The organism is Phreatobacter sp. GW821-FHT04C01, assembly GCF_059420385.1.
Map to the genome: position 1 here is coordinate 12,785 of NZ_JBWKTP010000020.1, position 26,536 is coordinate 39,320.

Below are 26,536 nucleotides of genomic sequence, written 5' to 3' on the forward strand. Positions count from 1 at the left end.
AACCAAAGTACCCCGTCGTGGTTATCCGCGGCGGGGTTTGGCATTCCAGGCCCGACCGGCGAACAGGACGCGGCCGTCATGAACTCCCACCTCTCCCGTCGTGCGGTTCTGTCGCTTGTCGGATCGTCGATCGGACTTGTCGGCTGTTCCGGCGCCGGCCTGCTCAATGCCGTGTCGCCGGCCGAGCCGGGCGCAGGCCAGGTGGCACGTGACCTCGCCTTCGGCCCGCATCCGCGCCAGCGCCTCGATATCTATGCCCCGGCATCGTCAGGCTCCGGGCGGCGGGTCGTCCTGTTCATTTACGGCGGCGCCTGGAACACCGGCAGCAAGGCCGACTACGCCTTCATTGGCCACGCCTTTGCCGCGCGCGGTTTTGTCACCGTCATCGCCGACTATCGCCTGGTGCCGGAGGTCCGCTTTCCCGATTTCGTCGATGACGGCGCGAGGGCCCTGGCGTGGATCCACGACCGGATCGGCCGCTATGGCGGCGACCGCAACCGCATCGACGTGGCCGGTCATTCGGCCGGTGCCTATAACGCCGCCATGCTGGCGCTCGATCCGCGCTTCCTGGCGCGTGCCGGGCTCGGCCCCGGCACGATCAAGGCCGTTGCCGGCCTGTCCGGACCTTATGATTTCCTGCCGCTCGACCAGCCGGCCTCGGTGGCGGCTTTCGGCATGGCGCGTGATCTCGCGGCGACGCAGCCGGTCAGCTTCGCCCGCCGCGGCGCGCCGCCCATGCTGCTTGTCACGGGATCGGCCGATACCACGGTTTATCCGCGCAATACCGAAGCCCTGGCCGTGCGGCTCAGGCGGGCAGGGGCCGTGGTCTCGGTCAGGATCTATCCCGGTGTCGATCACGCCGGCACCGTGGTGGCGCTGGCGGCGCCCTTTCGCGGACGGGCGCCGGTTCTCGCGGATGTCACCGGCTTCTTCGAGCGCTTCGGCTGAGTGGAGCCGGCGTCAATCACTGATCGGCGCGCCGATGCGGGCGGTGCCGCTTTCGCCATTGTCACGCAGCCATTTCAGCGAGCTGCCGCCGGTGCGGGTCAGCGCGAAGCACATGGGCGTGCCGTCATACCAGGTGCGGAACTGCTGGCAGAGCCGGTTATTGGCGATCCACCAGCGGCCGCTGTCGCGCGGCTGCATGACACGGCCGAGCCCCAGGGCCTGGCCGTTGCCGTCGACCCGCCCGCTGCGGCGGTAGTTCAGCGGAAATTCCCCGCCGAGCGGCGCCGCCAGAAAGATGTTGTGCCCGATAATGTCCTGGCGGATCTCGTCCGATGTCATCGGATCAGCATGCGCCGCTGAAGCGATGCCCGATGCCGCGACCACGACCCATGCGGCGACCATGCGGAGTTCTGGCATCCGGCTGCTCCATTTCGGCTGCCGCATCTACCCGCGACCGGCGGCCACGGTTGCAATCTCACGAAAGCGTGAACCGGGCGACGGCCCGTCAGCCCGGCGCGAACAGCCGCAGGGCCAGGCATCCCGCCGTGGCCGACAAGGCCGAGACCACCATTCCCCAGGCGATGTCGGCGACGGCGACCATGACGGTCCAGCCCTTCAGCGTCGCCAGATTGGTGATGTCATAGGTGCCATAGGCGACCAGGCCGAGCAGGGCGCCGAGCCCGAGCGCCAAGGGTAGCGAGTGCGCCTCGGCGCCCGGCAGGACGGCGAAGACCACGATGCCGACGACATAGACGAGGTAGAACAGCGCGGCGATCATCAGCTTGGGCTCGTCCAGGAGCAACGCCCCGAGCTGAGGCCGATAGAGAAGGCGGGTCGCAAAGCCGAGCCAGACGGCATCGAGTGCCAGCAGCACCACGGCCGAGGCGCCATAGGCGATCGCGAAACGATGCATGTCATTCCCCTGTTTCCGGGCGCGGAACAGGCTGAATACACCGGCGCCGGGCCGATGGATGCAAAGCGGCGGCGCCCGTGGAGACGCCGGCCGGCCGATCACCGGGCGCGATCACGCATCCGTGCGCGGCCGGCGAAAAAGAATCCGCTGCGGGACTCATCCAAAGCCCGGGGCTGCGGTGTTGCCGCTGGTGATGCGAAAACCAGGGCACGGCTTGTTCATGAACAGAAATGCGTTTGATGCCCGCACCGGCGGCCCGACGGCGCCTGTGCGGCGGATCGCCGTTGTCGGCAGCGGCATTGCCGGTCTGTCGGCGGCCTGGCTGTTGAGCCGGTCCCACCAGGTGACGCTCTACGAGAAGGCCGACTGGCTCGGCGGCCATGCCAATACGGTCGATGTCGAGGGGCCGGCCGGCCCGGTGGCGGTCGATACCGGCTTCATCTGCTACAACCCGCGCAATTACCCGAACCTGGTCGCGCTGTTCGATCATCTCGGCGTCGCCCACAAGCCGACCGTCATGTCGTTCGCGGCATCCGCCGGTCGCGGCCGGTTCGAATATTCATCCGCCGATCTCAACAGCCTTCTCGGCCAGCGCGGCAATATCATCCGACCGCGCTTCTGGTTCATGCTGCGCGACATCGTGCGCTTCTATGCCAAGGCCAGGACGCTGGTCGACTGCCCCTCGGCCGACGGCGTCAGCCTCGGCGAGTTCCTGGCGCGCGAAGGCTATTCGGCGGGCCTGGTCGAAGATCACGTCCTGCCCATGTGCGCGGCCATCTGGTCGACCACCGCCGCCCGCATCCGCGACTATCCGCTGCGTTCGTTCCTGAGGTTCTTCTCGAGCCACGGCCTGCTGGACCTCGCCCAGGCGCCGGACTGGCGCACGGTGGCGGGCGGCAGCCGCGAATATGTCCGGCGGCTTCGGGCTTCGTTCGAAAACCCGGTCCGTATCGCGACCGGGGTCAGACGGATCATCCGGACCGACGGACAGGTCACGGTCGAGGATTATACCGGCCGGCGCGAGAGCTTCGACGATGTGGTGATCGGTGCCCATGCCGACGAGGCCCTGGCGCTCCTGGCCGACCCGGACAGCGAGGAGCGGCGCCTGCTGGGCGCCTTCCGCTACACCGACAATCTCGCGGTGCTGCACGACGACCCGGGCCTCATGCCGAAGCGCCGGCGCGTCTGGGCCAGCTGGAACTATATCGGTGGCGAGCCGCGGGCCGAAGACCAGCCGCTCTGCGTCAGCTACTGGATGAACCGGCTGCAGGGGCTGCCGACGGAGCAGCAACTCTTCATCACGCTCAATCCGGTCCGCGAGCCGAGGGTCGGCTCGATCCGGCGCATGTTCAACTACAGCCATCCGCTGTTCGACCAGGCCGCGCTCAGGGCCCAGCGCGATCTCTGGTCGCTGCAGGGGCGCCGCAACACCTGGTTCTGTGGCAGCTATTTCGGCTACGGTTTTCACGAGGATGCGCTGCAGGCCGGGCTCGCCGTGGCCGAGGCGCTGGGCGAAGTCCGCCGGCCCTGGCAGGTGGAAGCCGAATCCGCCCGGGTGCTGTCGATGCCGCCGCTTCACGGCCCGGCCAACCTGGTGGCGGCCGAATGAGCACGACATCGGGCCTCTATGCCGGCGAGGTGATGCACGAGCGGTTCAGGCCAAGGCGGCATCGTCTGCGCTATCGCGTCTTCTCGCTGCTGATCGATCTCGACGAATTGCCCGCGCTCGACCGGCGGCTGCGCCTGTTCGGGCACAATCGCCGCGCGCTGTTCAGTTTCCAGGACCGCGACCATGGTGGCGGCGAGCCAGGCGCCTTGCGCGCCTGGATCGACCAGCGCCTGTGGCGCGCGGGCCTCGCGCCGGACGGCGGCCAGGTGCTGGTGCTGTGCTATCCGCGCATTCTCGGCCACGTCTTCAATCCGCTCAGCATCTACTATTGTCACGGCAGGGACGGCCTGCTGCGGGCGATGCTCTACGAGGTGCACAACACCTTCGGCGAGCGCCATACCTATGTGATCCCGGCCGAACCCGGTGACGGCGGCCGGATCAGGCAGCATTGCGACAAGGCATTCTTCGTCTCGCCCTTCGTGGCGATGAACTGCAGCTACCATTTCCGCACCGCCGTGCCGGACCGGCGGGCGGTGATCTCGATCGTCGAGAACGACGGCGAAGGGCCGCTGCTGACCGCCGTCTTTTCGGGCCTGCGCCGCGAGCTGACCGACGCCATGTTGGCACGCATGTTCCTCACCTATCCGCTGATGACGCTGAAAGTGGTCGCCGGCATCCATTGGGAGGCGTTGAAACTCTGGTGGAAAGGCGTGCCGCTGATCGCCCATGCCAGGGCGGCGAAAACGATCGGCGAGACCATCGTCCGTCCCGGCCGGCGCTGAGCAACGACATTGGCGGCCTCCCGGGACGACATCCCTCGGCTCGCCCCCGGCAGGCTCGCCGCCTATGCCGCCCCGGCCTTCGCCTTCGCCATCCCGGCCATTCCGGTCTATGTCCTGTTGCCCTCGGTCTATGCCGATACGCTTGGCCTCGGGCTTGCCGCCACCGGCACGGCCCTGCTGGTCAGCCGTTGTCTCGACACGTTGAGCGATCCGCTGATCGGTCTGCTCAGCGACCGCACGCGATCGCGGTTCGGCCGGCGCAAGCCCTGGATCATGGCGGGGGCACTGGCAGCCGCCCTCGGCTTTGCCCGCATCGCGTTTCCGCCCGACGGCGTGGGAGCCGTTTATCTCACCCTCTGGCTGGTCGTGCTCTATATCGGCTGGACCGCGGTCGTGGTGCCCTACACGGCCTGGGGCGCCGAACTGACGCCGGGCTATGCCGAACGCGTGCGGGTGACCACGGCACGTGAGGGCGCGGGTCTTGCCGGCATCGTTTTCGCGAGCCTGGTGCCGGCGCTCGCCGGAGGTGGCGCCGTCGCGCAATTGGGCATGCTGGCGCTGGCGGCCATCGGGCTCGGCGCGGCCGGCCTGGCAAGCCTGGGACTGCTGGTGCCGGACAGGCCCGCCGACATGAGCCGGCCCCACCGCGCACCGGTTTCGGGCAGCCTCGCGGCCGCTCTCGGCGATGCCGCCCGCAATGGTCCCTTCGTCAGGCTGATCACCGCCTGGTTCGTCAACGGCCTTGCCAATGGCCTGCCGGCGGCGCTGTTCCTGCTCTACCTGACCCACGGCCTCGGGGCCGCCCCGGACCGGCAGCCGCTGTTCATCCTGGCCTATTTCGTCAGCGCCATGATCGGCTTGCCGCTCTGGTATCGTCTCAGCCTGAAGCTCGGCAAGCATCGCGCCTGGTGCTGCGCCATGGGTGCGGCCTGCCTCGCTTTCGGCCTGGTGCCTTTTCTGGCGCCTGGCCAGTTCGCGAGGTTTTTTGCCGTCTGCATCGTCACCGGCCTGGCGCTCGGCGCCGATCTCGTCCTGCCGCCGGCCTTGCAGGCCGATGTCGTCGACTTCGACCGGCTTCGCCACGGCGAGGAGCGCACCGGCCTCTATTTCGCCTTGTGGCACGCAGCCACCAAGCTCGCCATGGCGCTGTCGGCGGGGCTCGGCCTGATCGGGGCGAGCCTCGCCGGATTTGATCCGGCGCGGCCGACCCCGCAGGGCATGATGGCGCTGACGGCTTTCTACGCGGTTCTGCCTGTCGGCCTGAAGCTCGCCGCGGTCGCGCTGCTCTGGGGCTTTCCGATCACCGCGCGCCGGCACGAGGCCATCCGCCGTCGGCTCGCTCGCCGGATGGTTCAACCCTCGGATTGACGGGGTAGGGCAGGTGAAACCATGCGCCGGCTGATCGCGAAGAACAGCCGGTTCGGCAGCAGGCGCAGCAGCCGCATCGCCAGCGCCATGCGCCAGGGAAAGGCGATTTCGAAGCGGCCGGCCCCCAGGCCGGCGAGGATATGATCGGCCGACTGTTCGGCGGTGATCAGGAACGGCATGGGAAAACGGTTGCGAGCGGTGAGGGGCGTCGCGACGAAGCCCGGAGAGATGAGCTTCAGATCGACGCCCGCCGCCTCCAGCTCGGGCTTCAGCGCCTCGCACATATTGATCAAGGCGGCCTTGGTCGCGCCATAGCCGGCCGCGGTCGGCAGGCCGCGATAGCCGGCGACCGAGGCGACCACGGCGATCTGGCCGGTCCGGCGTGCCATAAAGCGTGGCATCAGGGCGGCGAGGCCATGGGCCGTTCCCATCAGGTTGACCTCGACCAGTTCGCGCAAGGCGGCGAGATCGAAACTGCCGGCGCTGATCGGCCGGTGGGTTCCGGCATTGAGCAGAGCCAGATCGATCGGGCCGAGTTCTGCCTCGATCCTGGCGACCGTGCCGGCGACCGCCGCCGCATCCGTCATGTCGAGCGGATAGCAGGCCACCTGGCCGGCATTGGCCGGCACCGCGGCGGCGAGCGCAGTGAGATCGGCCTCGGTCCGTGCGCTGGCCGCGACGATCCAGCCTTGGCCCGCAAGCCTGAGCGCGACCGCGCGCCCGATGCCCTTGCCGGCGCCCGTCACCCAGGCCCGGCGTTGTTTCTGCTGCTGCATCATGGGGTTTACCGCTGGTCCGACCAGCCGGATTACACCCGGCATCGTCATTTGGATGCGGATGATCGGCTCGGGCCGGCGCGACCGGGCGACGGATGCGCAGCGCTCGTGCCGCTGCCGGAGCCCGGCGAAAGCCCTGCCGCTGCGCCCTGTGTGGTCGCCCGGCACCCTTGCCATCCACAGGCCTCGTTCGCATCTGGACAGATCCGATTTATTATTAGATTGTATGCAACATGCGAAAAAATAATTCGCAGCAAAGCAGGCCGGAGCGCGCTCGTCGCGTCGCTGCCGGCCAGGACGAAACGCACAGACGGAAACGATACGGGGAGGACCGGATGAGTTCGGTAGAGACCATCGACACGGCGGCGCGCGTCGGCGCCCGATCCGCGGCGGACGACAGCGCGAAGCTCGACGCCATCTACAGGAAAGTCACCCTCAGGCTCATCCCGTTCCTGTTCATCGTCTGGCTGATGGCCTGGCTCGACCGGGTCAATGTCGGTTTCACCAAGCTGCAGATGAATGCTCATCTCGGCTTCAGCGAGACGGTCTATGGCCTCGGCGCCGGCCTGTTCTTCATCGGCTATTTCTTCTTCGAGGTGCCAAGCAACCTGGCTTTGCAGCGCTACGGCGCGCGCAAGACCATTTCGCGCATCGCGATCGGCTGGGGGCTCGCCTGCATCGCCATGATGTTCGTCACGACGCCTGCGGGTTTCTACATCATCCGCTTCGTGCTGGGTGCCTGCGAGGCCGGCTTCTGGCCGGGCGTCATCCTCTATCTGACCTATTGGTTCCCGACGACCCGCTGCTCGAAGGTCTTCGCGCTGCTCGGCTGCGCGACCTCGACCTCGGGCGTGGTCAGCGGCCCGATCGCCGGCTTCATCATGGAGAACATGAACGGCCTGAATGCCTGGGCCGGCTGGCAATGGGTGTTCCTGGTCGAGGGCATTCCGTCGGTGTTGCTCGGCATCGCCGCCTTCTGGGTCTTGAGCGACAAGCCGAATGAGGCACGCTGGCTGACCGAGGAAGAGCGCCGCCTGCTGACCGAGGATCTCGCGCGCGACCGCGCCATGATCGGCGCACGCGAGCATTCGCTCGGCCGCGCGTTGAAGGACAGCCGTGTCTGGACCTTCATCTTCATCTATTTCTGCATCATCATGGGCCAGTCGGCGCTGATCTTCTGGGCGCCGACCATCGTCAAGGATCTCGGTTTCACCAACACCTCGACCATCGGTGCCATCGTTTCGGTCGCCTTCTTCATCGGGGTCGTCGCCACCGTGCTCAACGGCATCCATTCCGACCGGATGAAGGAGGTGCGCTTTCACTGCGGCCTGGGCATCCTGACTGGCGGCATTGGTTGCGCGCTGCTCGGCCTCTTCGTGCTGCAGGGCTCGCAATGGGCGATCCTGGCGCTGTGGATCGCTCTTCCCGGCATCCTCTGCTCGATCCCGGTGTTCTGGCAGTTGCCCAACAAGATCCTGGTCGGCACGGCAGCGGCGGCCGGCATCGCGCTGATCAATTCGATCGGCAATCTCGGCGGCTTCGGCGCGCCCTTCCTGATGGGCGTGGTCAAGGACGCCACCGGCCAGGTGACGATCGCGCTCTGGCTGGTCGCGGCCCTGCTGATCGTCGGCGCCATCGTCACCATGCGCCAACCGAAGGCCGACGCCGCGTGAGCGATGCGACGTGACAGGCAAGATCCCGGACCGACAGGGCCCGGGATCATCTTTCCGACCATTGCCAGGGACAGACTGACATGAGTGATAGCGATCTCGACGAGCACGAACGGTTCATGGGCCAGGTGCTCGCGCTTTGCGGCGAGGCCGACGCGCGCGGCGATTGCCCGGTCGCCTCGATCATCGTTCGTGACGGCCAGGTGATCGGCCAGGGTTCCAACCGGGTGGCGACCGGCGGCGATCCGACCGCCCATGCCGAAGTGGAGGCGATCCGCGATGCCGCGCGCAATCTCGGCAAAAGCGATCTGTCCGGCGCCACGCTCTATTCGGCCATGGAGCCTTGCCCGATGTGCTGCTGGGCGATCAAGGAGGCGAAGATCGGCCGCATCGTTCTCGGCGCCCGCCATGCCGGCATGCGCCGCATCGACTACGGCCGCTACTCGGTCGAGACACTGATCGACATGACGTGCAGCGCGCTCGAGGTGGTCGACGGCGTGCGTGTCGCCGAATGCGAGGCGGTCAGGCGCGGCTGGAAACATTGGGTGGAGCCGCCGGCGCGCGTCACCGGTTAAGCTCGCGCGACAAAAGATCGGATCAACGTTTCAGGGGACAGTCTTGGCCAGATCGATCATTCGCAGCCGCTCCATGATCACACGCGCCCTCGACCGCCATTCGGTCGAGGAGATCGCCGATGGCGCGCTGCTGCAGGAGGATGGCGTGATCACCGCTATCGGCCGTTTCGAGGTGCTGAAGCAGCAGCATCCGGATGTGCCGGTCATCGGCAGCGGCAACGAGATCATGCTGCCGGGCTTCGTCAACGCCCACCACCATGTCGGCCTGACCCCGGTTCAGCTCGGCTCGCCCGACATGCCGCTGGAGCTCTGGTGGATCACCCGCATGGTGATCCGCGACCTCGATCTCTACCTCGACACGCTCTATTCGGCCTTCGAAATGATCGCCTCGGGCGTCACCACGGTGCAGCACCTGCATGGCTGGGTGCCGGGCACGCTGGAAGAGGTTCAGGCGAAATCGAACCAGGTGATCAGCGCCTATCAGGATGTCGGCATGCGGGCGTCCTATTGTTACGCCGTGCGCGACCAGAACCGGCTGATGTATCAGACCGACGACGACCTGATCGCTAGCCTGCCGGGCGAGCTGCAGGGCCGCATGCGCAACTGGTTCGGCCGTTTCAAGATCGGTCTCGACGAAAGCATGGACCTGTTCGTCAGGCTGCACGCGAGCCACAATGCCAAGCGGCGGGTGAAGGTCCAGCTGGCGCCGGCCAACCTGCACTGGTGCTCGGACGCGGCACTCACCGCCTTTTCCGATCTGTCGCGCAAATATGACGCGCCGATCCACATGCACCTGGTCGAAACCGCCTATCAGAAGGCCTACGCTGCCAAGCGCGGCGGCGGCACGGCGCTGGATTATCTCGACCGCTTCGACCTCCTGAATTCACGCCTGACGCTCGGCCACGGCGTCTGGCTGTCCGAGCGCGATATCGACAAGGTCGCCGAGACCGGCGTCTGCATCTGCCACAACTGTTCGTCGAATTTCCGCCTGCGCTCCGGCATCGCGCCGCTCAACTGTTTCGAGGCCAAGGGCATCAATACCGCCATCGGCATGGACGAGGCCGGCATCAACGATGACCGCGACATGCTACAGGAAATGCGGCTGGTGCTGCGCGCCCATCGCGTGCCGGGCATGACCGAGGCCGATGTGCCGACCATGGCGCAGGTCCTGCGCATGGCGACGGTTGGCGGTGCCCGGACGACACCCTTTGGCGACACCATCGGGACATTGGAGGTCGGCAAGGCGGCCGATCTCGTGCTCATCGACTGGCACCAGATCGCCTTTCCTTATCTCGACGAAGATACGCCGCTCATCGATGCGGTGATCCAGCGCGCCAAGACCGAAGGGGTCAGGCTGACCATGTGCGACGGCGAGGTGCTCTACCGCGACGGCGAGTTCACCCGCGTCGACCGGAAGGATACTCTCAGGCGTTTGCACGAGGGACTGCAGAGGCCTCTTGGCGAGGCCGAACTGGAGCGTCGCGGCTTGTCCAAGGCCATCCTGCCGTTCATCCGCGCCTTCTATGCCGATTATGTCGACACATCCACGCATGAGCCGTTCTACCGCATGAATTCGCGGGTTTGAGCGCGATGCCGGGCCCCTTCGACGAACCAGGCGGCGTGCGGCAAGATGCTGCGCAACGGTCGCGGGAATTTTTTGGAATTTTGCATACAATGATGATGGCTCGCGGATGCCGCGGGCCATCGGCCGATCGAGGATCAGGGCATGACCGTTGAACCGGTGCCGCGCAAGCGCGGCCGACCGCGCAAGGAGGTCTCGGCAAAGGCGCCCGGGCAATTCCGGCTGAGCCGGGCCGCACTGCACGAGCGCGCCTTCGATCGGCTGCGCACCATGATCGTGCGCGGCAAGCTCGCCCCCGAGACGGTGCTGGTCGAGACCGACCTTTGCGACATGCTCGGCGTCTCGCGCACGCCGCTGCGTGAGGCCCTGAAGCTTCTGGCCGCGCAGGGGCTGGTGGAACTGCGGCAGAACCGCAGCGCCCGCATCGCGCCGATGCGCATCGACACCATCGAGGACCTGTTCGAGGCGATGGGCGGGCTCGAACGGCTGACCGCCGAACTGGCCGCCAGTCGCATGACCGAAGCCGATCTTTCCGAATTGCGCCGCCTGCAGGACGACATGGAACGTCATGGGGCAGCCGGCGACATGGACGGCTATTTCACCATCAACCAGCAGATCCATTCAGCCATCGTCGCCGGAGCGGGCAATGTCACGCTGCGCGAGACCCATGAATGGCTGCTGGCGCGCGCCGAGCGCGCCCGCTTCTTCGCGCTGAGTTCGCTCAGGCGCTGGGAAGAGTCGATTGGCGAGCACCGCGCCATTCTCACCGCGCTGGAAACCAGGCAGGCCGAAACCGCCGGCCGGCTGCTCGCCGAGCATGTCCAGCATACCGGCCGGGAGGTCGTGCAGATCCTGGCCGATCATCCGACGCTCGCCGGCGTCGCGGCCTGACCTGGAGGCTATCTTGCGTATTCTGATCCTCAACCCCAATACCACGGCCGGCGTCACCGACCTCCTGGTCGCCGCGGCCCGCCCGGTGGCCGGCCCCCAGACCCGGATCGTCGCGACCACGGCACCGCGCGGCCTGCCCTATATCTCGACCCGGGGCGAAGCCCTGATTGGCGGCGCCATCGCCCTGGAGACCCTGGCCGAGCAACATGCCGGGGTCGACGCGGCCATCATCGCCGCATTCGGCGATCCCGGGTTGTTCGCCGCCCGCGAATTGTTCGACATCCCGGTGATCGGCATGTCGGAGGCCGCCATGCTGACCGCCTGCATGCTCGGGCAGCGTTTCAGCATCGTCACTTTCGCCACGGCGCTGGGCAGCTGGTACCGCGATTGTGTCGACATGCACGGGCTGTGGAGCCGCTGCGCCGGCATCCGTTCGCTCGGCGAAAGCTTCGCTTCGGTCTCCGACGTGCAGGTCGAAAAGGAGGCGATGCTGGTCGCGCTCGCCAATCAGGCCGTGAAGGAGGACGACGCCGATGTCGTCATCCTGGCGGGCGCGCCGCTCGCCGGCCTTGCCGCGAAGGTGCGCGATCAGGTTCCGGTGCCGCTGGTCGATCCGATCGCAGCCGCCGTAAAACAGGCCGAGGCGCTGGTCGCGCTCAATCCCCGCAAGGCGACGGTCGGCACCTTCCGCCGTCCCGCGGCCAAGCCGACGACCGGGCTCGGCGACGCGCTCGCCGCCCGTATCGAGGTGCGCGACCTGCCGGAGGCGGCAGAATAACCGGCAGCCTCGCTCCGAGAAAGTGGTCTTTCGCACAGGCCGTGACCGGTCGTGGCGAGCGGTCGCTTCCTCGATTAACCTTCGCCTCCGGCGATCCGGGCCGCTGCGCGTGGCGGCACCGCTTCCCCCGAGATCAAACCTTGCGGGCGGCGCGGGATGCAACGACAGGGAGGGCGACGTGATGCAGGCCGTGGCGACAAAGAGCGACACCCGTCAGATGTCCGACCTGGACGCTCTCACCCAGCTCAACCTCGACTATATCAATTCGGTGCAGAACGGCGACGTCGCGCGCTTCGACGAGATCCTGGCCGACGACTTCTTCTGCAGCAATCCGGATGGCAGGTTGATCGACCGGGCACAGTTCCTCGAGCAAACGGCCCAGCCGGTCACCATCGCAGCGTTGGCGGCCCATGACGTCAAGATCCGGATCATGGGCGACGTCGCCATCATCCATGCCGAAACGCGTTATGTAGCGCCGGACGGGCGCTTGGCGCGTGGCCGATATACCGATGTCTGGGCGCGCCGGCAGGGTAGTTGGCTCGCCGTCTCGGCCCATGTCACGCGCGGTTGAGCCGCCAGCGGGAACAACAATGCCCGCCTCGGCGATCGAGGCGGGCACGAGCTTATGGGGGGCCTTGTCGGCCGGTTCCGGCGCCGCTCAACGGAGCGCCAGCCGGCGCGTCAGGCTCAGCGGCACTGACGCGAGCGGCGGATGACGACATCGCCATTCGGCCGCACGCTGCGCACCGAAACGACACGGCAGCGGTCGCCGTGCATGACGGTAACCCGCCGGTCGCGCCTGATCACGCGCTCTTCGACATGGCGGCGGCCGTCGCGGCGGTCCCAGTTGCCGGAGCGATGGTCGCGGTCCGTGCGCACGACCACGCCGCCGTCGCCGGCGCGAATGCGGACATCCTGGGCGGAGGCAGCGACAGTCGCGCCGCAAAGGGCTGCGGCAGCAAGCGTCGCGAGAATGAGTTTTTTCATGCCGAATCTCCTCGGGGTAATCCCGAGGTTTGCCTCGGGGTTAATCCGGGTAACGGCCAAGGGTGAACATTGTTCCTCATGTCGCCGAACAAACAGCGGCCCGCTCCGTTGCCGAAGCGGGCCAGTTGAGGTCACGGGAGATCCACGGCAGTGGATGTCCAGATCACCGGTCTACGAATGCCGCGGCGCGTTGGATCTGTCGAAGCTGGCACGTCAGGCAATTCGCAGCCGTTCGACATCATCGGCCAGCCAGCGCATCAGTTGCCGGGCCGGCGGGCTGACCGAGCGGCCGGTGGCGGCCAACAGCCCGATACGCAGGGTATTGATCGGCGCCGAGACGAACGGCCGCCAGACGAGCTCGCCTTGCTCGATCTCCTCGAGAAAGCCGAGCCTGGTGAAATAAGCGAGGCCCATGCCGAGGCGGATCGCGCGCTTGACCATCTGGATCGAGTTGGACACCAGCCGGGGTTTCAGCGCCTCGCGGAACCGGGCGAAATCGGGGTCGATATCGGCGGAGCGCGGCAAGGGCCCGGCCTGGGCGAGGAAGGGATAGGCGGCGACTTCGTCGAAGGTGACCGCGCGGCGATGGGCGAGCGGATGGTCGGCCGGCATGACCACGCCGATCGGGGCGGAAACCTCGGCCAGGAAGCGCACGGTCTTCGGCATCTGGCTGACGAAGGTGAAACCGATATCGGCGTCGCCGTCGGCGACCAGCTGCTGTACGTCGGCGGGTGCGACCGCCATCACCGAGAAGGTCACGGCCGGGAAGCTGGCGCGGAAGCGCTCCAGCGAGCGCGGCAGGAAGTCGACCAGCAGGGAATCGACCGCGACCAGCGCGACATGGCCGGAGCGTGCCGCCCGGAGGTCGTCGATCTCGGCGCGCAGCCGGTCGTAGTCGTGCAACGTCGTGGTGATATGGGCGAGCAGGAGGTCGCCGGCCGCGGTCAGCCGCACGCCGTTCGACAGCCGGTCGAACAACTGCGTGCCGAATTCGTCCTCGAGCTTCAGGATATGCCGGTTGATCGCGCTCGCCGCCACGTTCAGCCTTTGCGCGGCCTTGCGGATCGAGCCGAGCCGGGCGGTCTCGCGGAAATAGGCGAGCGCTGCGGCATGCATGGCGATCAATGCTCCCGGGGCGTCCAGGCGACGACGGTCGGATGATCCTTGGCCGTGGCGGTCTTGGCGTCGGCGCCGCCGGGCGAGCCGAGCCCGCTCACGTCAGGCCCGAAATAGTCCCGGTTCACCGCCACCCAGCTCATCATGTCCTCCGGCAAACGGTCGTCGGCGAAGATCGCGGCAACCGGGCAGATGGTCTCGCACAGGCCGCAATCGATGCATTCGTCCGGATGGATATAGAGCGTTCGGCCGCCTTCATAGATGCAATCGACCGGGCAGGCGTCGAGACAGGCCCGGTCCTTCACGTCGATACAGGCGTCGGTGATGACATAGGGCATGGTGCGCCTATCGTCCTTGCCAGACCGGCTTGCGCTTCTCGACAAAGGCACGCACGCCCTCGTCGGAGTCTTCCGAGTTCAGCGCCTCGACCAGGGCCGGCAGGCGCAATGCCTGGGCCTCGATCGCGGTGAGATGGGCAGTGCGGCGCACCACCTGCTTGGTCGCGCGGATCGACAGGGGCGCGCAGGCCAGCACTTCGCCGACCCAGCGGTCGACCGCCTGGTCGAGTTCGGCCAGCGGCACCACCTCGTTGATCAGCCCGAAGGCGAGCGCTTCCGCCGCCTTGATCCGCCGTCCGGTGAGCAGCATGCCCATGGCGGCGCGGTGCGGGATCTGTCGTTGCAGCAAGGTCATGCCGCCGTCGAGCGGTATGCGGCCGACGCGTGCTTCCGGCAGGCCGAAGGTTGCGTGATCGGCCGCGACCACCAGGTCGCAGCCGAGCATCATCTCGAAGCCGCCGCCGACCGCGTGGCCGTTGACCCGGGCGATGATGGGCACGTCGAGCGTCTGGCGCAGCGCAATGCCGCCGAAACCGCCCGGCCGCGGCATGGCCCAATAGTCGAGCCCGGAGCCGCCGCTGCTGCCCTTCATGTCGGCGCCGGTCGAAAAGGCCCGCTCGCCGGCACCGGTCAGCACCACCACGCGCACCGAGCGATCCGCTTCGATGCGCGTCCAGATCGCTTGCAAGTCCTGCTCGGTTGCCTGGTCGACGGCGTTCATCACCTCGGGGCGGTCGATGGTGACGCGGGCGACGTGATCGGCGATGGTGAAACGGACGGCCATCACTCGGCCGCCCGGATCGTCAGGCCGGCCAGTTCGGCCCTGACCTGTTCAGTGTCGCGGCCGAGCGAGGGCGGCGCGGTGCGGATGGTCACCGGCGCGTCGGTCATGGCGATCGGCGAGCCGACCACCCTGATCCGTTCGACCTCACCGTCGGCCTCGATGATCATGGCGTTGACCAAGGTCTGCTCGTCGGCGAGCGCCTCGGCGAGCGACTTGACCGGGGCGCAGAGCAGGTCCTGGGCCTCCAGGCGCGCCAGCCAGTGGGCCGTGCCGGCGGACTTGAAATGCGTGCGGAAGATCGCCTGCAGGGCCTGCTTGTTGGCAACCTGTTCGGCGAAGGTGGCGAAGCGCGGATCCTTGCCGAGGTGATCGATGCCGAGCGCGGTGGAGATGTCGCCGAGCGGGTCGGCCTTGAAGGCGCCGACCATGACGAGCGCGCCATCTGATGTCTCGAACACGCCGGAGAGCGGCATGGCGCCCCAGTTCACCTCGCGCCCGCGCATCAGCTGTGCCGCGGCCTCCTGGGTCTGGGCGGCCAGCATGGAATTGTAGAGCGACACGGCGATGCGCTGGCCGCGCCCGGTCTTCTGACGCTGCAACAAGGCCAGCAGCACGCCCTGCACCATATGCATGCCCGCCGAATAATCGGCGAAGGTCGTGGCATGCACCGCCAGCGGCTGGTCCTCGTTGGAGCGGCGATACATGACGCCGCTCAGCGCCTGCGCCAGCACGTCCTGGCCGCCCTTGTGGGCATAGGGGCCTTCGAGGCCGAAGCCGGTGCCGACCGCATAGATCAGGCGTGGATTGACCTTGGCCAGGTCCTCGTAGCCGAAGCCCAGGCGCTCCATCACGCCGGCGCGGAAATTGTTGACCACCACGTCGGCGGTGCGGGCGAGCGCGATGACGAAGTCGCGGTCCTCCTGCTTGCGCAGGTCGAGCACGACCGAGCGCTTGTTGCGGTTGAGCGAGCAGAACACCGGTCCGGTGAGGCCGGCGGGGTCGTTGGGAAAGGCCGTGCGCGAGAGGTCGCCGGTGCCCGGCTTTTCGATCTTGATGACGTCCGCGCCATAGTCGGCCAGCATCTGGGTGGCGACGGGCCCCATCATCACCTGGGTAAAATCGATCACCTTGACGCCGGACAGCGGCAGGTCCTGCGGAACGGTTTGCGGCTGGGTGCTGAGAGCGGTCACGCGGCCTTCTCCAGAAGTTTTGCGTTGGCGGAGGGGCGATCGCCGGGATCGCCGCCCTGGGCGCGCACACGGGCGCAGATAGCTTGCGGGGCCACTGCCCGCGGCTGGATGCCGGCGGAGACGGCAAGGGCGGCCGCGACGCCGGCGGACTGGCCCATGGACATGCAGGGCGGGATTTCGCGCGACATTTTCTGGGCGGATTCGGTTGCCGAATAATGCCGGCCGGCGACGATCATGCCGTCGACGCCTCTGGGCAGCATGGCGCCGTAAGGGGTGTAGTAGTCGCGGCCACGCGCCACCGTGTCGGGAAAGTGGACGCGGTCCATCACGTCTTCCTTGGTGACGACATAGTCGCCCTCGAGCAGGCGGGTCTGGCGCACGCCGAGCTGCGGCGCGACGTCGACCACGAAGCAATTCTCGAAGCCCGGCATGCTGGCGCGAACGAAATCGACCAACGCATAGATCCGCTTGCGGCCCTCGAAATCGGCCTTGGTGATGTCCTCGACCGTCAGGCCGTCGAGACCCGTCATATGCGGGCAATTGCACCAGACCACGCCCGGCAGCGGTGTCTTCAGCCACCACAGGTCCCAGGAGCCGCCCATGGTCCGCTTGGCCTGGCGGTCGACCAGGGCATATTTCTCCGGCTCCTCGAAACGGAAGCGTTCGGCCGCTTCGGTGTCGACGCCGCCGAGGCGGAACACGGTGGTGAGGATGTAGGAGCCATGGACGAAATTCGCGCCCGCGGCGGCGGCCACGTCGAGATCGCCGGTCGCGTCGATCACCACGTCGCCCATGATGGCCTGACGGCCGGCCTTGGTCTCGCAGACGACGCCCTTGATCCGGTTGCCGTCCATGACCGCGCGCGAGAACCAGGAATGCAGCCGGACGTCGACGCCGGCCTCGGCGATCATCTCGTTGGCGACGCGCTTCCAGCCGTCCGGGTCGAACGAGGCGGCCATGACGATCGGTGCGGGCTTGGTCTGGGCGCGGAAGTCGAAAGCGCCCCAGCGCGCCCATTTGCGGTAGAGCTCATGGCTCTGGCCGCGCTCTTCGGGCGGTGGAAACACGCAGGCGCCGACCTTGGCCATCCGGTCGATCATCTCGGTGCAGATGCCGGTCGTGGTCACCTCGTCGCCGTTATGCATGTCGTCGAGCACCAGCACCATGCCGCCGGCGGCAAGCCCGCCGAGATAGGGATATCGCTCGATCATGGTCACCGAGGCGCCTTCGCGCCTGGCGGCGACCGCCGCCGAAAAACCGGCCGGGCCACCGCCGACAACCACCACGTCGGAACGCGCGACCACGGTCGCTTCGCCCGGCGCTTCGACAATACGATCCCGGGGATCGTGATCCTGGCCCTTATGCTTCTTGGTCACGACGACCTCCCGATGGTTCAGTGGGTGTTTGCCGGCTGCCAGCGCACCACCAGTTGCTCGACGGCGACGATGGTGACGAAGAACAGCACGGAGAAAGCGGAGCCGACGAGGACGGTTGCGTAGAGCATCGCCGAGTCGAAATTGTAGGTGGACTGGATGATCAGGGCGCCGATGCCGGTGGTCGATCCGATCCACTCGCCGACGATGGCGCCGATCACCGAGGTGGAGGCGGCGATCTTCAGGGCCGAGAACAGGAAGGGCAGCGAGTTGCGCAGGCGCAGCTTGAAGAAGACCTCGCGGTTGGAGGCCGACAGCACGCGCATCAGCTCCATGGCCTGCGGGTTCACCGATTCAAGCCCGCGCACCATGTTGACCAGGGTCGGGAAGAAGCAGATCAGCGCCGCGATGGCGATTTTCGGCTCCATGCCGTTGCCGAGCAGCAGAACCAGGATCGGCGCCTTGGCCACGACCGGAATCGTGTTGACCACCACCACCACGGGGAAGAAGGCCTCTTCCAGAGCCTTCTTGTGAACGAAGACCGTGGCGATCAGGATCGCTGCGAGATTGCCGAGCGTGAAGCCGGCCAGCGCCTCGATCGCGGTCGGCAGGAGGTTGGCCAGCAGCACGTCGATCTTGGTCCACAGCGTATAGGCGACGAGCTGCGGCGAGGGCGCGACGAAGACCGGCACGTTGAACAGCCAGACGATGCCGGCCCAGAGCAGCAGGGCCGAGAGAATACCGGCGGTGGGCAGCAGCCGCCGGCGCCATTGCAGCCTGCGGCGGGCGACGCGATGCGCTTCCTCGGCGGCGGCGAGGCCCGGATCGACGGCGAGATCGACTGAGGTCATATGCCCCTCCCCAAGGCGTCGCGGAGCGTGCCGGCCATGGTCACGAAAGCCTGCGTTTCACGAATGCCGAGGTCGCGGTCGACGGGCAGGTCGACCGGCACCGTGGCGGCGACCCGGCCGGGATTGGCGGCGAGCACCAGCACCTGCTCGCCGAGGAACATGGCCTCGTAGACCGAGTGGGTGACGAACAGGATGGTCGTCTTCGTCTCGTGCCAGATGCGCCTGAGCTCCTCGTTGAGCCGGTCGCGGGTGATCTCGTCGAGCGCACCGAACGGCTCGTCCATCAGCAGCAGGCGCGGACCACCGAGCAGCGCGCGGGCGATCGACACGCGCTGGCGCATGCCGCCGGAGAGTTCGTGCGGAAAGCTGCCCTCCCAGCCTTCGAGCCCGACCAGCTTCAACAGCTCGCGCGGGGTCGGCGCATTGGCCGGCAGCGGTCGCCGGCCGCCGACTTCCAGCGGCAGCTCGACATTCTGCAGGGCGGTGCGCCAGGGCAGCAGGGCCGCGTCCTGGAACACGAAACCGAAGGAGCGAGCCTGGCGCGCCTCCTCCGGCGACATGCCGAAGACGGAGACGTCGCCGGAGGATGGCGAGACCAGGTCGGCCACCACCCTGAGAAGCGTCGACTTGCCGCAACCGGACGGCCCGAGCAGGCTGAGAAAGCCGCCCGGGTTGAGCGAGAAGGAGACGTCGTGCAGGGCTGTGACGGTGCGCCGGTCCGTGACGAAACGGACCGAGATATTCCTGCAATCGACGGCATTCGAAGGCGCGCGCATGGTGGGCTCGTCCCGGCTCGTTCGAATAAGGCAGCGATGTCCGGCGGATGCTGCGCATCGCCGGACGGATGTCGCTCGGATCTCGCGGCGGTCAGCCGATCCGGGCGCGCGTCTCGGCAGTCGCCTTGAGGATGTCGAGGGTCATGACCTCCTCGAGCTTCGGCGTCCTGCGGCTGAACTGGCCGAGCTGGGCATAGAGGTCGATCTGTTCCTGCCAGACAGCCGGATCCATGGTGCCCCAGCCCTCGGCCGCGGTGCGCGACGAGAAGGCATATTCGAGCATGACGTCGAGCGCGATGCGTTCGTCGGCGCGGTTGAGATTGGGGAATTCCTTGACCAGCATGTCGGTCGCCGCGTCCCGGTTGGCATGGGCATAGGCCCAGCCCTTGGCGCTGGCGCGCAGGAATTTCGCCAGCACGTCGCCCTTCTTCTGGATGGTATCGGCGGTGGCGTAATAGGGCAGGGCATAGAGCCGGACGCCGGCATCCCACAGTCTCAGGTCGACACGGTCGGGGCCGAGCACCTTGAGGGCCGTGGTGTTGGTCAGCCATCCCGTGACGACATCGACCTGGCCGGTCAGCAGCGGCACCATGTCCGAGCCGATCGTGACGATCTGCACGTCGCGCTCGGCGATCTTGTTCTTGGCCAGCAGGGCACGCAGCAGGATCACGCCGGTCGCCTGGACGCCGACCTTCTTGCCGACCATGTCCTTGGGCTCGCGGACCGGGTTCTTCTTGAGCGAGAAATAGGTGTAGGGGTGCACCTGCGCGCCGGTGGCGAAGCAGCGGATCGGCAGGTCCTGGGAGGCCGCCAGCATCAGGGACGGGCTGGACGAGACCTGGCCGATTTCGTGCCGGCCGGACGCGACCACCGCGACGCCGTCGACATTGGGACCGCCGGCCTGGAAGCGCAGCTCGACGCCCTCCTGGGCGTAGTAGCCGAGCTGCTTGGCGCAGACCTCGCCGATCTGGTTGCCCGACAGAAGCCAGCCGAGCTGGAAGTTGATCACCGGGTGCGCCTGCGCCTGGGCGTCCCAACCCGCGTCGATGCTGACGAGGGCTCCGGTCGCAGCCGTCGTCTTCAGGAATGTCCTTCGATCCATCATCTCTCGCGCTCCCCTGGTTGCGCTGGATTTCCGCCGGTTCCGGCTGTTGATGGACCGTCATCAGACCATAACAATAGCGTTCTCAGAAGATCAATTATTCGGCAGTTCCGTCCTAAAAATTAGCACGCCTGGAGAATGATTGACCCTTTGTTCGGCCGGTGCTTGCCTCGCCATTCGAGGAGATCGCCATGGCCCTGGTCCTGACTCGCGCGACCGTTCTGACCGTGGACGGCGCCGACCGCGTGCTCGATGACCGCGACATCCGGATCGAGGGGACGAGGATCGCGGCGATCGGGCCCGGCGGTTCGCTGGCGGGCCCCGGCGATACCAGCCTCGACTGCGCCCGCGGCGTCGTCATGCCGGGCTTCGTCAACACCCATACCCATGCCGCCACCGCGCTGTTCCGCGGCCTCGCCGACGACAAGCCGCGCGAGTTCTGGCCGGAAGGCGGCTACAGCGTGCCGGGCCAGGAGCGCTTCACGGCGGCCGACTATCGCGCCTCGCTGGCGGGGGCCTGCGCCGAATTCCTCGGCAATGGCGTCACCACCATTGCCGACCGTGTCGCCAAGATGGATCTGCTGGCACCGGTCATCGCCGCAAGCGGCATGCGCGCGGTGGTCGGCAGCACCCTTGCCGATGTTGCCGGGCCAGCCGACTGGGGCTCGACCGAGCGGGTCCTCGAGCGCTATGGCGTCGATCCCGCGGCATCGCGGGTTTTCGCCGGCATCGCGCCCCATGCGCTGGACACCTGCTCGGATGCTCTGCTCGCCGAATGCGCCCGCCGGGCGCTCCGGATCGGCGCGAAAGTGTTCCTGCATGTCGCGCAGAGCGAGGCCGAGGTCGCGAGCATCCGCCGGCGCGGTCATGCCGGCGCGCTCGCCTGTCTGCGCTGCGCGGGCCTCACCGGGCCCAGCGTGGTCGCCGCCCACTGCATCTATCTCGATGAGACCGAGATCGACGAAGTCTGCGCCGACGGCACGGCGATCTGCCATTGCCCGGCGAGCAATCTCAAGATCGAGGCGCGCACCTTGCCGCTCGCCCGCTATGTCGGCCGCACGCCCGTTGGACTCGGCACCGACTGGACCGCCTCCAACAACAGCATGGACATGTTCTGGGAAATGCGGCTGGCGGCCCTCGTCGGCAAGATGAAGGCCGACGATCCGGAAGTTCTCGACACCAGGCAGATGTTGCGGCTGGCGACCATTGACGGGGCGAAGGTGCTCGGCATCGACCATCTCGTCGGCAGTGTCGAAACCGGCAAGCGCGCCGACCTCGTCGTGCTCGACCGCGATGCGCTCGAGATGACGCCGCTGCACGACGCCATTTCCAACGTCGTCTATTCGGCCTCGCCGCGCAGCGTCCGCGACGTGCTGGTCGACGGCGAAATCCGGGTCAGGGATCACCGTCTCGTCCAGGATCCGCGCAACTGGGCCGAGGCGGCCAATCGATAGATGTCTGGGAGACTTATTGGCTTGCCGATTTCATGATGGCCAGCTTGCCCGCGTGCTCGGTTGGGTACAGGCAAGGAGCTGACCTGACGGTCATCCTGCCGTGCACGGCGTCAGACGTGCCGGCCCCCCTGTTCCGGACGATGACTTTGCAACGCGTCGCATGTTCATGCTCTATGGAATATGTTTGATGCATGACTTCGCGCGCGGTTGGCGGCGGCACGTCGAGTGGGCATAGCGATGACCGCATCCTCGTCACCGATTGCAGACCATCTGTTTGACGCACAACATCTGCTGCTTGCCAGTGGCGATTTTGACGAGGTCGTCCACGGATGCAGTCGAGCCCTCCGCCCGCACGATCTCTTCATGCGGGGCAGGAGCGCGACGCTTGCCGCGCGGCTGCACCATCTGCCGATCGGCCCGCTTTCGCTCAGTCGGCTGCGCTATGGCGGCGACGTTACCGTCGTCCCGGCCATGCCCGAGGCGGACAATTTCCTCATCACCTTGCCATTGGGAGGCAATGCGCGATTTTGCTGCGGCTCTTCGACCGCGGATGTCGCGTCGGGGCAGGGGACAATCGTCGGGCCCTATCAGGACTTTCGTCTGGATATCGATGCTGCCTTCGACCAGATTCTGCTGCGGCTCGACCGTCGGCGCGTTGAAGCCGTTTGCGCGAACCTGCTGGGTACGGAGAAGGCGGCACCGGTTCACTTCGCCCTTTCGCTGAGCGACATGCCGGCTTTCTGGCGCAAGCTCCTCGACGCGGCGGCGAGCCTGTCGACCTTCAGCGCGGCGTCCGCGCACGCGAAGATCTATGCGCAGCTTGAAGAACTGATCATCCAGTCGCTGCTCGTCGCACAGCCAAACAATTTCAGCGCCGCGATTTCCGCGCCCGCTCGGCTTGCACCTTCCGCGCAAGTGCGGAAGGCCATGGAATATATGCGCCAGCACATCTCGGAGCCGATCCGTCCGAGCCAAGTAGCGCGCCATTGCGGTGTCAGCCTGCGCAGCCTGCAGGCCGGATTTCAGCGCGACCTGGGAACCTCTCCCGGGCAATGGCTGCGGGCGGAACGGCTGGAGCGTGTCCACGCCGTTCTTTCGGCGGCCGCACCCGGCAGTCTCGCGATAACGGACGTGGCCCTGCAATGGGGCTTCTTCCACCTGGGCGAATTCGCAGCGCAATTCAAGGCGCGGTTCGGCGAAAAACCTTCCGCCGTTCTGGCCAAACGGCGCCCATGAACCCGGCGCGCGCCTAGGAAAAATGCGCGATCCCGATAGTGCTCCTCGCGATCCCGATAGCGCCTGCTCCCACCCCGTTCATGATCCGGCCATTGAACTCTGCCGTCGCCGTTTCGCGAACAGAGCAGAGACCTTGGACCGGGGGGAGAGATGCTTTCCAAAGGGATTTTTGCGACCGCTTTGACAGTTTGTCTGGCGGCCACCCCGAAACCTCTTGCCGCCTACGAGGCCGGCTATATCGGTTCGGCGCAGAAGCCGGGTCTCGTGCTGGGGCTTTCGGCGGCGGCGCCGCCGCCCGGCCTCTACGCGTTCAACCAAGTGCTGGCCTATTCGGGACATCTCCTCGGTCCGGGGGCGCCTGGTGCAGGCGGCGACAGAACGGCCGTTCATGTCGCAGGCGCCGCTGTCGGGCTCCTGTGGGTTCCCGGATGGACCCTGTTCGGTGCGACCTACAGCGCGGTTGTCGTCCAGCCTTTCATGATGGTCGATGTCGGCGCGCCGGTGAACGTCAATCCGGCGGGCATGCACAACACCTTTCTGGCTCCGATCGAATTGAGTTGGAAGCTCGGCGATAGCGGCCTTTACGCCAAGGCTGGTCTCGGCGTGTGGTTGCCGACCGGCACGGTCAATGGTGCGAATGGGCTGGGAAATATCGGCGCTCCCTGGTGGACGTTCCAGCCAAATCTCGTGATTTCCTACGTCAAGGACGGTTGGAACCTCACAGCCAACGTCTTTCACGAGATCAATACTGCCAATAGCGTGACCGGGTATCGAAGCGGCGACGTGCTTCACGCCGAATTCACCGCGATCAGGACGATGGGCAATTGGACGATCGGGCCGGTCGCCTATTACGCCGGGCAGGTGACGAACGACCGGTCCAGCGCGTTCTATGGCGGGGCGATCAACGCCAATCGCTACAATATCTGGGCTGCCGGCGCGATGGTCGGATATAATTTCGGTCCAGCCTCGCTGAACGTCTGGGCGACGCAGGAAATTTCGGCCAATGCCTTCGGCGGCACACCACGCTCTGGCGCCGACAGCGCGACAATCTCCCGGGGCTTCAGCGTTTTCGCCAGCCTGAGCTATCGGCTGTGGGCACCTGATGCGCTCGTCGCCGCGCCGTCGCGGCCGACGCTTCGCAGGTAGCGTGAAGGCGTTTTCTTGGTCGCTCGAGGCGATATCCCACACCCATTGCACGGTCCGCAGCCGCCCGATCCGGCGGCCGGCGAATTCATCGTGGAGCGTCGATTTCGAGCGCTTCCGGAAGGGCATCTTACAAGGATGAATTGGAGAAACGCATGTCCTATGCAGTCGAAAACTGGGGTGCTGGAGAAGATCGGGTCGTCTTCGTTCACGGTAGTCTTGGCGTTGGCGCAACCGCCTTTTCCGAGCAGCGTGCGCTCGGCGATTTTTTCGCGCTCTCGGTGATGACGCGCCGAGGATATGGCGACACCGAGCGGATCGATGCCGTCGACGTGCGGCGGGATGCCGACGACGTGGTCGAGCTGCTGGGGCAGGGCGCTCATCTCGTCGGAACATCCATGGGCGGTGTCGTCGCCATGAATGCGGCGGGCCTCCGTCCCGATCTCGTGCGATCGCTGACGGTGATCGAGCCACCGGCTTTCGCACTCGCGCGTGATCTGCCGGCGGTGCGCCGCGTCTCGGATGCGTTGAAAGCCCATTGGGCAAGCGCCGGCCCGATCGCGGGTCATGCTTTCGTGGCCGGATTCGTTGCAGCGCTCGAAATGGAAATGCCGCTGCCCGATCCGCTTCCTGCGCCGGTCGCCGCCGCGGCGGTCAATCTCGTCACCGAACGGCCATGGCGCGTCGACGTAACGGTTGGCGCGCTGGCCGACACCTCTTTCCCGAAGCTCGTCGTCACCGGCGGCTGGAGCGAGGCTTTCGATGGCATCAGCGGGCGGCTCGCCGGCCTGCTCGGTGTCGCATGCCATCGCCTGCCGGGAGCCGGGCACGCCGTTCAGAAGCTCGGCACACCCTTCAACGACCTTTTGCGCAGGCATGTCGCCTCCGCCTGAACCCCATCATTGCCAGGAGACCATCGATGACCATGACGACGGACGACAAGATCGAAATCCAGGACCTCGCCGCACGGACCTATATCGGGCTGGACAGCGAGGATGCTGCCGGGTTTGCCGCGGGCTTTGCCGCTGACGGGGTCTTCGTCGCTCCTTATGGCGAATTCGTCGGGCCCGCCGCGGTGAAGGATTTCATCACCGGTCACATCGCCGCCGGCAAGGAAGATGGCGTGCGCCATTTCCTCACCAATCATGTCGTCGATGCGCATGAGGACGGCGCGCGATACCGCTTCTACATCATCAAGATGAACATCGCGATCGGTCCGGTCGCGATCGCGACCGCGGGCGGCGATTGCATCGTCACGCGGACGGCGGAAGGCTGGCGCTTCAAGCGCTTCCAGTTGATCATCGATCCGGCGATGTTCGGCGATGCCAAGCCGGTGGTCGCGCCTCCGACCTCCGCGGCAGCCTGACATATCGAGCGTGACATCTCATCGATCCCGGCGGCGGGCTCGCGCCCGCCCGCCATTTCGTGTCCGATCTTCCTTGCGCGCCGGACGAGATGGAGAAGCGGGATCCGATCTTTCGGCGCGGACATCGATCAGGCTCCGGGCCTCCCCTGCCTTGCGCAACAACAGGCGTGGCCGGTCGCCGGGACGACAAGGCCCATCGGATGATCAACTCGCCGGCTTTCTTGTCGCGTCCGGCGGCCGGTTCTCCTCTTGCGCGGCGAAGACATTGTGCGCGTAGGCGTCGAGCACCGCTTCCGACCGGGCGAGGCGCGCCATCGCCTCCTCGGCGCGCGGCGCCTTGTAGAAGTCGAGCTTCTGGATCTTCTCGATCCAGCTCCTGAATTTCTTGTATTCCTGCTCGTTCTCCTCGAGTTCGGCATAGGTGAAATGGGAGACCCGGGTCTCCTCCGCCACCTCGTCCTCGAAGGCGATGCATTTCTCGACGAACTCCTTGTATTCGTCATCCCGATCGGCATTGAAGCGGGCGATGATCTTCGCCTCCTGCTTCTGATCGAGGCCGACGGTGGTGAGCAGCAGCGCCTCCCCATCGGCCTCCGCGATCTCGTTCTCCAGCACTTTCAAACGGCGCAGATGGTCGTCGGTCTTGGGCAGCAGGCAGACGCCGCCCTGCAGGTAGACGGCTCCCATGCCCTTGAGCTTGCGCCAGACCGACACCCGCTTGCGGGCGGGTTCGGGCGGGATCTTGTAGGTCAGCAAGAGCCATTCATGGGCGTTCATCGTACATCTCGACAGTTACGGCGGTTACATATAGAATGCGCAGATCGTCGCATTCAATCTGCGGCCAGCGTGACAGCTCTCGCGCGATATTGCCAGCATGGCGACACCGCGGGGGCATGCCTCATGATCGCAAGCATCGCGTGAGCGGAGA

28 protein-coding genes are annotated in these 26,536 nt (G+C 66.6%); 15 read left to right on the forward strand and 13 right to left on the reverse strand.

Going from position 1 to position 26,536, the window contains the following annotated elements; translation table 11 throughout:
* Positions 1 to 78: 78 nt before the first annotated feature.
* Complete coding sequence (locus tag AC07WJ_RS36440; protein ID WP_494939644.1) at positions 79 to 948, forward strand: alpha/beta hydrolase; 870 nt, start codon at positions 79 to 81, stop codon at positions 946 to 948.
* A gap of 12 nt (positions 949 to 960) precedes the next feature.
* Here the strand turns inward: AC07WJ_RS36440 and AC07WJ_RS36445 are convergent, their stop codons facing one another.
* Both AC07WJ_RS36445 and AC07WJ_RS36450 read right to left on the reverse strand, forming a co-directional pair.
* Positions 961 to 1,365: a hypothetical protein gene (locus tag AC07WJ_RS36445; protein WP_494939645.1), complete on the reverse strand. Its 405-nt coding sequence runs from the start codon at positions 1,363 to 1,365 to the stop codon at positions 961 to 963.
* A gap of 88 nt (positions 1,366 to 1,453) precedes the next feature.
* Positions 1,454 to 1,861, reverse strand: coding sequence for a DUF2177 family protein (locus AC07WJ_RS36450; RefSeq protein WP_494939646.1), 408 nt, complete (start codon positions 1,859 to 1,861; stop codon positions 1,454 to 1,456).
* A 220-nt stretch (positions 1,862 to 2,081) separates the two neighbouring features.
* Between AC07WJ_RS36450 and AC07WJ_RS36455 the strand changes: the two genes are divergently transcribed.
* Genes AC07WJ_RS36455 through AC07WJ_RS36465 form a run of 3 tightly spaced genes read left to right on the forward strand, consistent with a single transcriptional unit; the run spans position 2,082 to position 5,620 of the window.
* The gene (locus AC07WJ_RS36455) at positions 2,082 to 3,470 is read left to right on the forward strand and encodes an NAD(P)/FAD-dependent oxidoreductase (RefSeq protein WP_494939647.1); all 1,389 of its coding nucleotides are present in this window, start codon (positions 2,082 to 2,084) and stop codon (positions 3,468 to 3,470) included.
* Complete coding sequence (locus AC07WJ_RS36460) at positions 3,467 to 4,252, forward strand: DUF1365 domain-containing protein (protein WP_494939648.1); 786 nt, start codon at positions 3,467 to 3,469, stop codon at positions 4,250 to 4,252. The genes AC07WJ_RS36455 and AC07WJ_RS36460 overlap by 4 nt, the downstream gene beginning before the upstream one ends.
* A gap of 9 nt (positions 4,253 to 4,261) precedes the next feature.
* Complete coding sequence (locus AC07WJ_RS36465; RefSeq protein ID WP_494939649.1) at positions 4,262 to 5,620, forward strand: MFS transporter; 1,359 nt, start codon at positions 4,262 to 4,264, stop codon at positions 5,618 to 5,620.
* Here AC07WJ_RS36465 and AC07WJ_RS36470 read toward each other — a convergent pair.
* Complete coding sequence (locus tag AC07WJ_RS36470) at positions 5,605 to 6,399, reverse strand: SDR family NAD(P)-dependent oxidoreductase (protein ID WP_494939650.1); 795 nt, start codon at positions 6,397 to 6,399, stop codon at positions 5,605 to 5,607. The two genes, AC07WJ_RS36465 and AC07WJ_RS36470, sit on opposite strands and share 16 nt — an antisense overlap.
* A gap of 332 nt (positions 6,400 to 6,731) precedes the next feature.
* Here AC07WJ_RS36470 and AC07WJ_RS36475 point away from each other — a divergent pair, with 332 nt between their 5' ends.
* From AC07WJ_RS36475 to AC07WJ_RS36500, 6 genes are all read left to right on the forward strand, one after another.
* Positions 6,732 to 8,069 carry an MFS transporter gene (locus AC07WJ_RS36475; RefSeq protein ID WP_494939651.1) on the forward strand — a complete coding sequence of 446 codons (1,338 nt, stop codon included), beginning with the start codon at positions 6,732 to 6,734 and terminating at the stop codon, positions 8,067 to 8,069.
* Positions 8,070 to 8,149: 80 nt separating this feature from the next.
* The gene (locus AC07WJ_RS36480) at positions 8,150 to 8,641 is read left to right on the forward strand and encodes a nucleoside deaminase (RefSeq protein ID WP_494939652.1); all 492 of its coding nucleotides are present in this window, start codon (positions 8,150 to 8,152) and stop codon (positions 8,639 to 8,641) included.
* 43 nt (positions 8,642 to 8,684) lie between these two features.
* On the forward strand, positions 8,685 to 10,226 hold the full coding sequence (locus tag AC07WJ_RS36485; protein WP_494939653.1) for an amidohydrolase family protein: 1,542 nt from the start codon (positions 8,685 to 8,687) through the stop codon (positions 10,224 to 10,226).
* 141 nt (positions 10,227 to 10,367) lie between these two features.
* Positions 10,368 to 11,114 (forward strand): GntR family transcriptional regulator, encoded by a 747-nt coding sequence (locus tag AC07WJ_RS36490; protein WP_494939654.1) that lies wholly within the window; start codon positions 10,368 to 10,370, stop codon positions 11,112 to 11,114.
* Between the two features lie 13 nt (positions 11,115 to 11,127).
* Entirely contained in the window at positions 11,128 to 11,892 is a 765-nt protein-coding gene (locus AC07WJ_RS36495; RefSeq protein ID WP_494939655.1) for an aspartate/glutamate racemase family protein, read from the forward strand.
* A gap of 217 nt (positions 11,893 to 12,109) precedes the next feature.
* Positions 12,110 to 12,463: a nuclear transport factor 2 family protein gene (locus tag AC07WJ_RS36500; RefSeq protein WP_494939656.1), complete on the forward strand. Its 354-nt coding sequence runs from the start codon at positions 12,110 to 12,112 to the stop codon at positions 12,461 to 12,463.
* Positions 12,464 to 12,579: 116 nt separating this feature from the next.
* Here the strand turns inward: AC07WJ_RS36500 and AC07WJ_RS36505 are convergent, their stop codons facing one another.
* The 9 genes from AC07WJ_RS36505 to AC07WJ_RS36545 all read right to left on the reverse strand — a co-directional run bounded on the left by AC07WJ_RS36505 (position 12,580) and on the right by AC07WJ_RS36545 (position 20,412).
* Positions 12,580 to 12,879, reverse strand: a complete 300-nt coding sequence (locus AC07WJ_RS36505; RefSeq protein ID WP_494939657.1) for a hypothetical protein — start codon at positions 12,877 to 12,879, stop codon at positions 12,580 to 12,582.
* Positions 12,880 to 13,092: 213 nt separating this feature from the next.
* Positions 13,093 to 13,995 (reverse strand): LysR family transcriptional regulator, encoded by a 903-nt coding sequence (locus tag AC07WJ_RS36510; RefSeq protein ID WP_494939658.1) that lies wholly within the window; start codon positions 13,993 to 13,995, stop codon positions 13,093 to 13,095.
* 5 nt (positions 13,996 to 14,000) lie between these two features.
* Entirely contained in the window at positions 14,001 to 14,333 is a 333-nt protein-coding gene (gene fdxA / locus AC07WJ_RS36515; RefSeq protein ID WP_494939659.1) for a ferredoxin, read from the reverse strand.
* A 7-nt stretch (positions 14,334 to 14,340) separates the two neighbouring features.
* Positions 14,341 to 15,117 (reverse strand): enoyl-CoA hydratase-related protein, encoded by a 777-nt coding sequence (locus AC07WJ_RS36520; protein ID WP_494939660.1) that lies wholly within the window; start codon positions 15,115 to 15,117, stop codon positions 14,341 to 14,343.
* Complete coding sequence (locus AC07WJ_RS36525) at positions 15,117 to 16,307, reverse strand: CaiB/BaiF CoA transferase family protein (protein ID WP_494939661.1); 1,191 nt, start codon at positions 16,305 to 16,307, stop codon at positions 15,117 to 15,119. The genes AC07WJ_RS36520 and AC07WJ_RS36525 overlap by 1 nt, the downstream gene beginning before the upstream one ends.
* Positions 16,304 to 17,638: an FAD-dependent oxidoreductase gene (locus AC07WJ_RS36530; protein WP_494939685.1), complete on the reverse strand. Its 1,335-nt coding sequence runs from the start codon at positions 17,636 to 17,638 to the stop codon at positions 16,304 to 16,306. The genes AC07WJ_RS36525 and AC07WJ_RS36530 overlap by 4 nt, the downstream gene beginning before the upstream one ends.
* Before the next feature lie 62 nt (positions 17,639 to 17,700).
* Entirely contained in the window at positions 17,701 to 18,531 is an 831-nt protein-coding gene (locus AC07WJ_RS36535) for an ABC transporter permease (RefSeq protein ID WP_494939662.1), read from the reverse strand.
* Entirely contained in the window at positions 18,528 to 19,307 is a 780-nt protein-coding gene (locus tag AC07WJ_RS36540) for an ABC transporter ATP-binding protein (protein WP_494939663.1), read from the reverse strand. Before AC07WJ_RS36540 ends, AC07WJ_RS36535 begins: the two co-directional genes overlap by 4 nt.
* Positions 19,308 to 19,398: 91 nt before the next feature.
* The gene (locus AC07WJ_RS36545; RefSeq protein ID WP_494939664.1) at positions 19,399 to 20,412 is read right to left on the reverse strand and encodes an ABC transporter substrate-binding protein; all 1,014 of its coding nucleotides are present in this window, start codon (positions 20,410 to 20,412) and stop codon (positions 19,399 to 19,401) included.
* A gap of 188 nt (positions 20,413 to 20,600) precedes the next feature.
* Between AC07WJ_RS36545 and AC07WJ_RS36550 the strand changes: the two genes are divergently transcribed.
* The 5 genes from AC07WJ_RS36550 (at position 20,601) to AC07WJ_RS36570 (ending at position 25,608) form a co-directional block, all read left to right on the forward strand.
* A complete protein-coding gene (locus tag AC07WJ_RS36550; protein ID WP_494939665.1) occupies positions 20,601 to 21,863 on the forward strand; it encodes an amidohydrolase family protein in 1,263 nt (420 codons plus the stop codon).
* A gap of 237 nt (positions 21,864 to 22,100) precedes the next feature.
* Positions 22,101 to 23,099, forward strand: a complete 999-nt coding sequence (locus AC07WJ_RS36555) for an AraC family transcriptional regulator (protein ID WP_494939666.1) — start codon at positions 22,101 to 22,103, stop codon at positions 23,097 to 23,099.
* A 150-nt stretch (positions 23,100 to 23,249) separates the two neighbouring features.
* On the forward strand, positions 23,250 to 24,245 hold the full coding sequence (locus tag AC07WJ_RS36560) for a SphA family protein (protein ID WP_494939667.1): 996 nt from the start codon (positions 23,250 to 23,252) through the stop codon (positions 24,243 to 24,245).
* A gap of 152 nt (positions 24,246 to 24,397) precedes the next feature.
* On the forward strand, positions 24,398 to 25,135 hold the full coding sequence (locus AC07WJ_RS36565) for an alpha/beta hydrolase (RefSeq protein WP_494939668.1): 738 nt from the start codon (positions 24,398 to 24,400) through the stop codon (positions 25,133 to 25,135).
* A gap of 26 nt (positions 25,136 to 25,161) precedes the next feature.
* Positions 25,162 to 25,608 (forward strand): nuclear transport factor 2 family protein, encoded by a 447-nt coding sequence (locus tag AC07WJ_RS36570; protein ID WP_494939669.1) that lies wholly within the window; start codon positions 25,162 to 25,164, stop codon positions 25,606 to 25,608.
* Positions 25,609 to 25,812: 204 nt separating this feature from the next.
* Here the strand turns inward: AC07WJ_RS36570 and AC07WJ_RS36575 are convergent, their stop codons facing one another.
* Positions 25,813 to 26,385 carry a Chromate resistance protein ChrB gene (locus tag AC07WJ_RS36575; protein WP_494939670.1) on the reverse strand — a complete coding sequence of 191 codons (573 nt, stop codon included), beginning with the start codon at positions 26,383 to 26,385 and terminating at the stop codon, positions 25,813 to 25,815.
* Between the last annotated feature and the right edge of the window lie 151 nt (positions 26,386 to 26,536).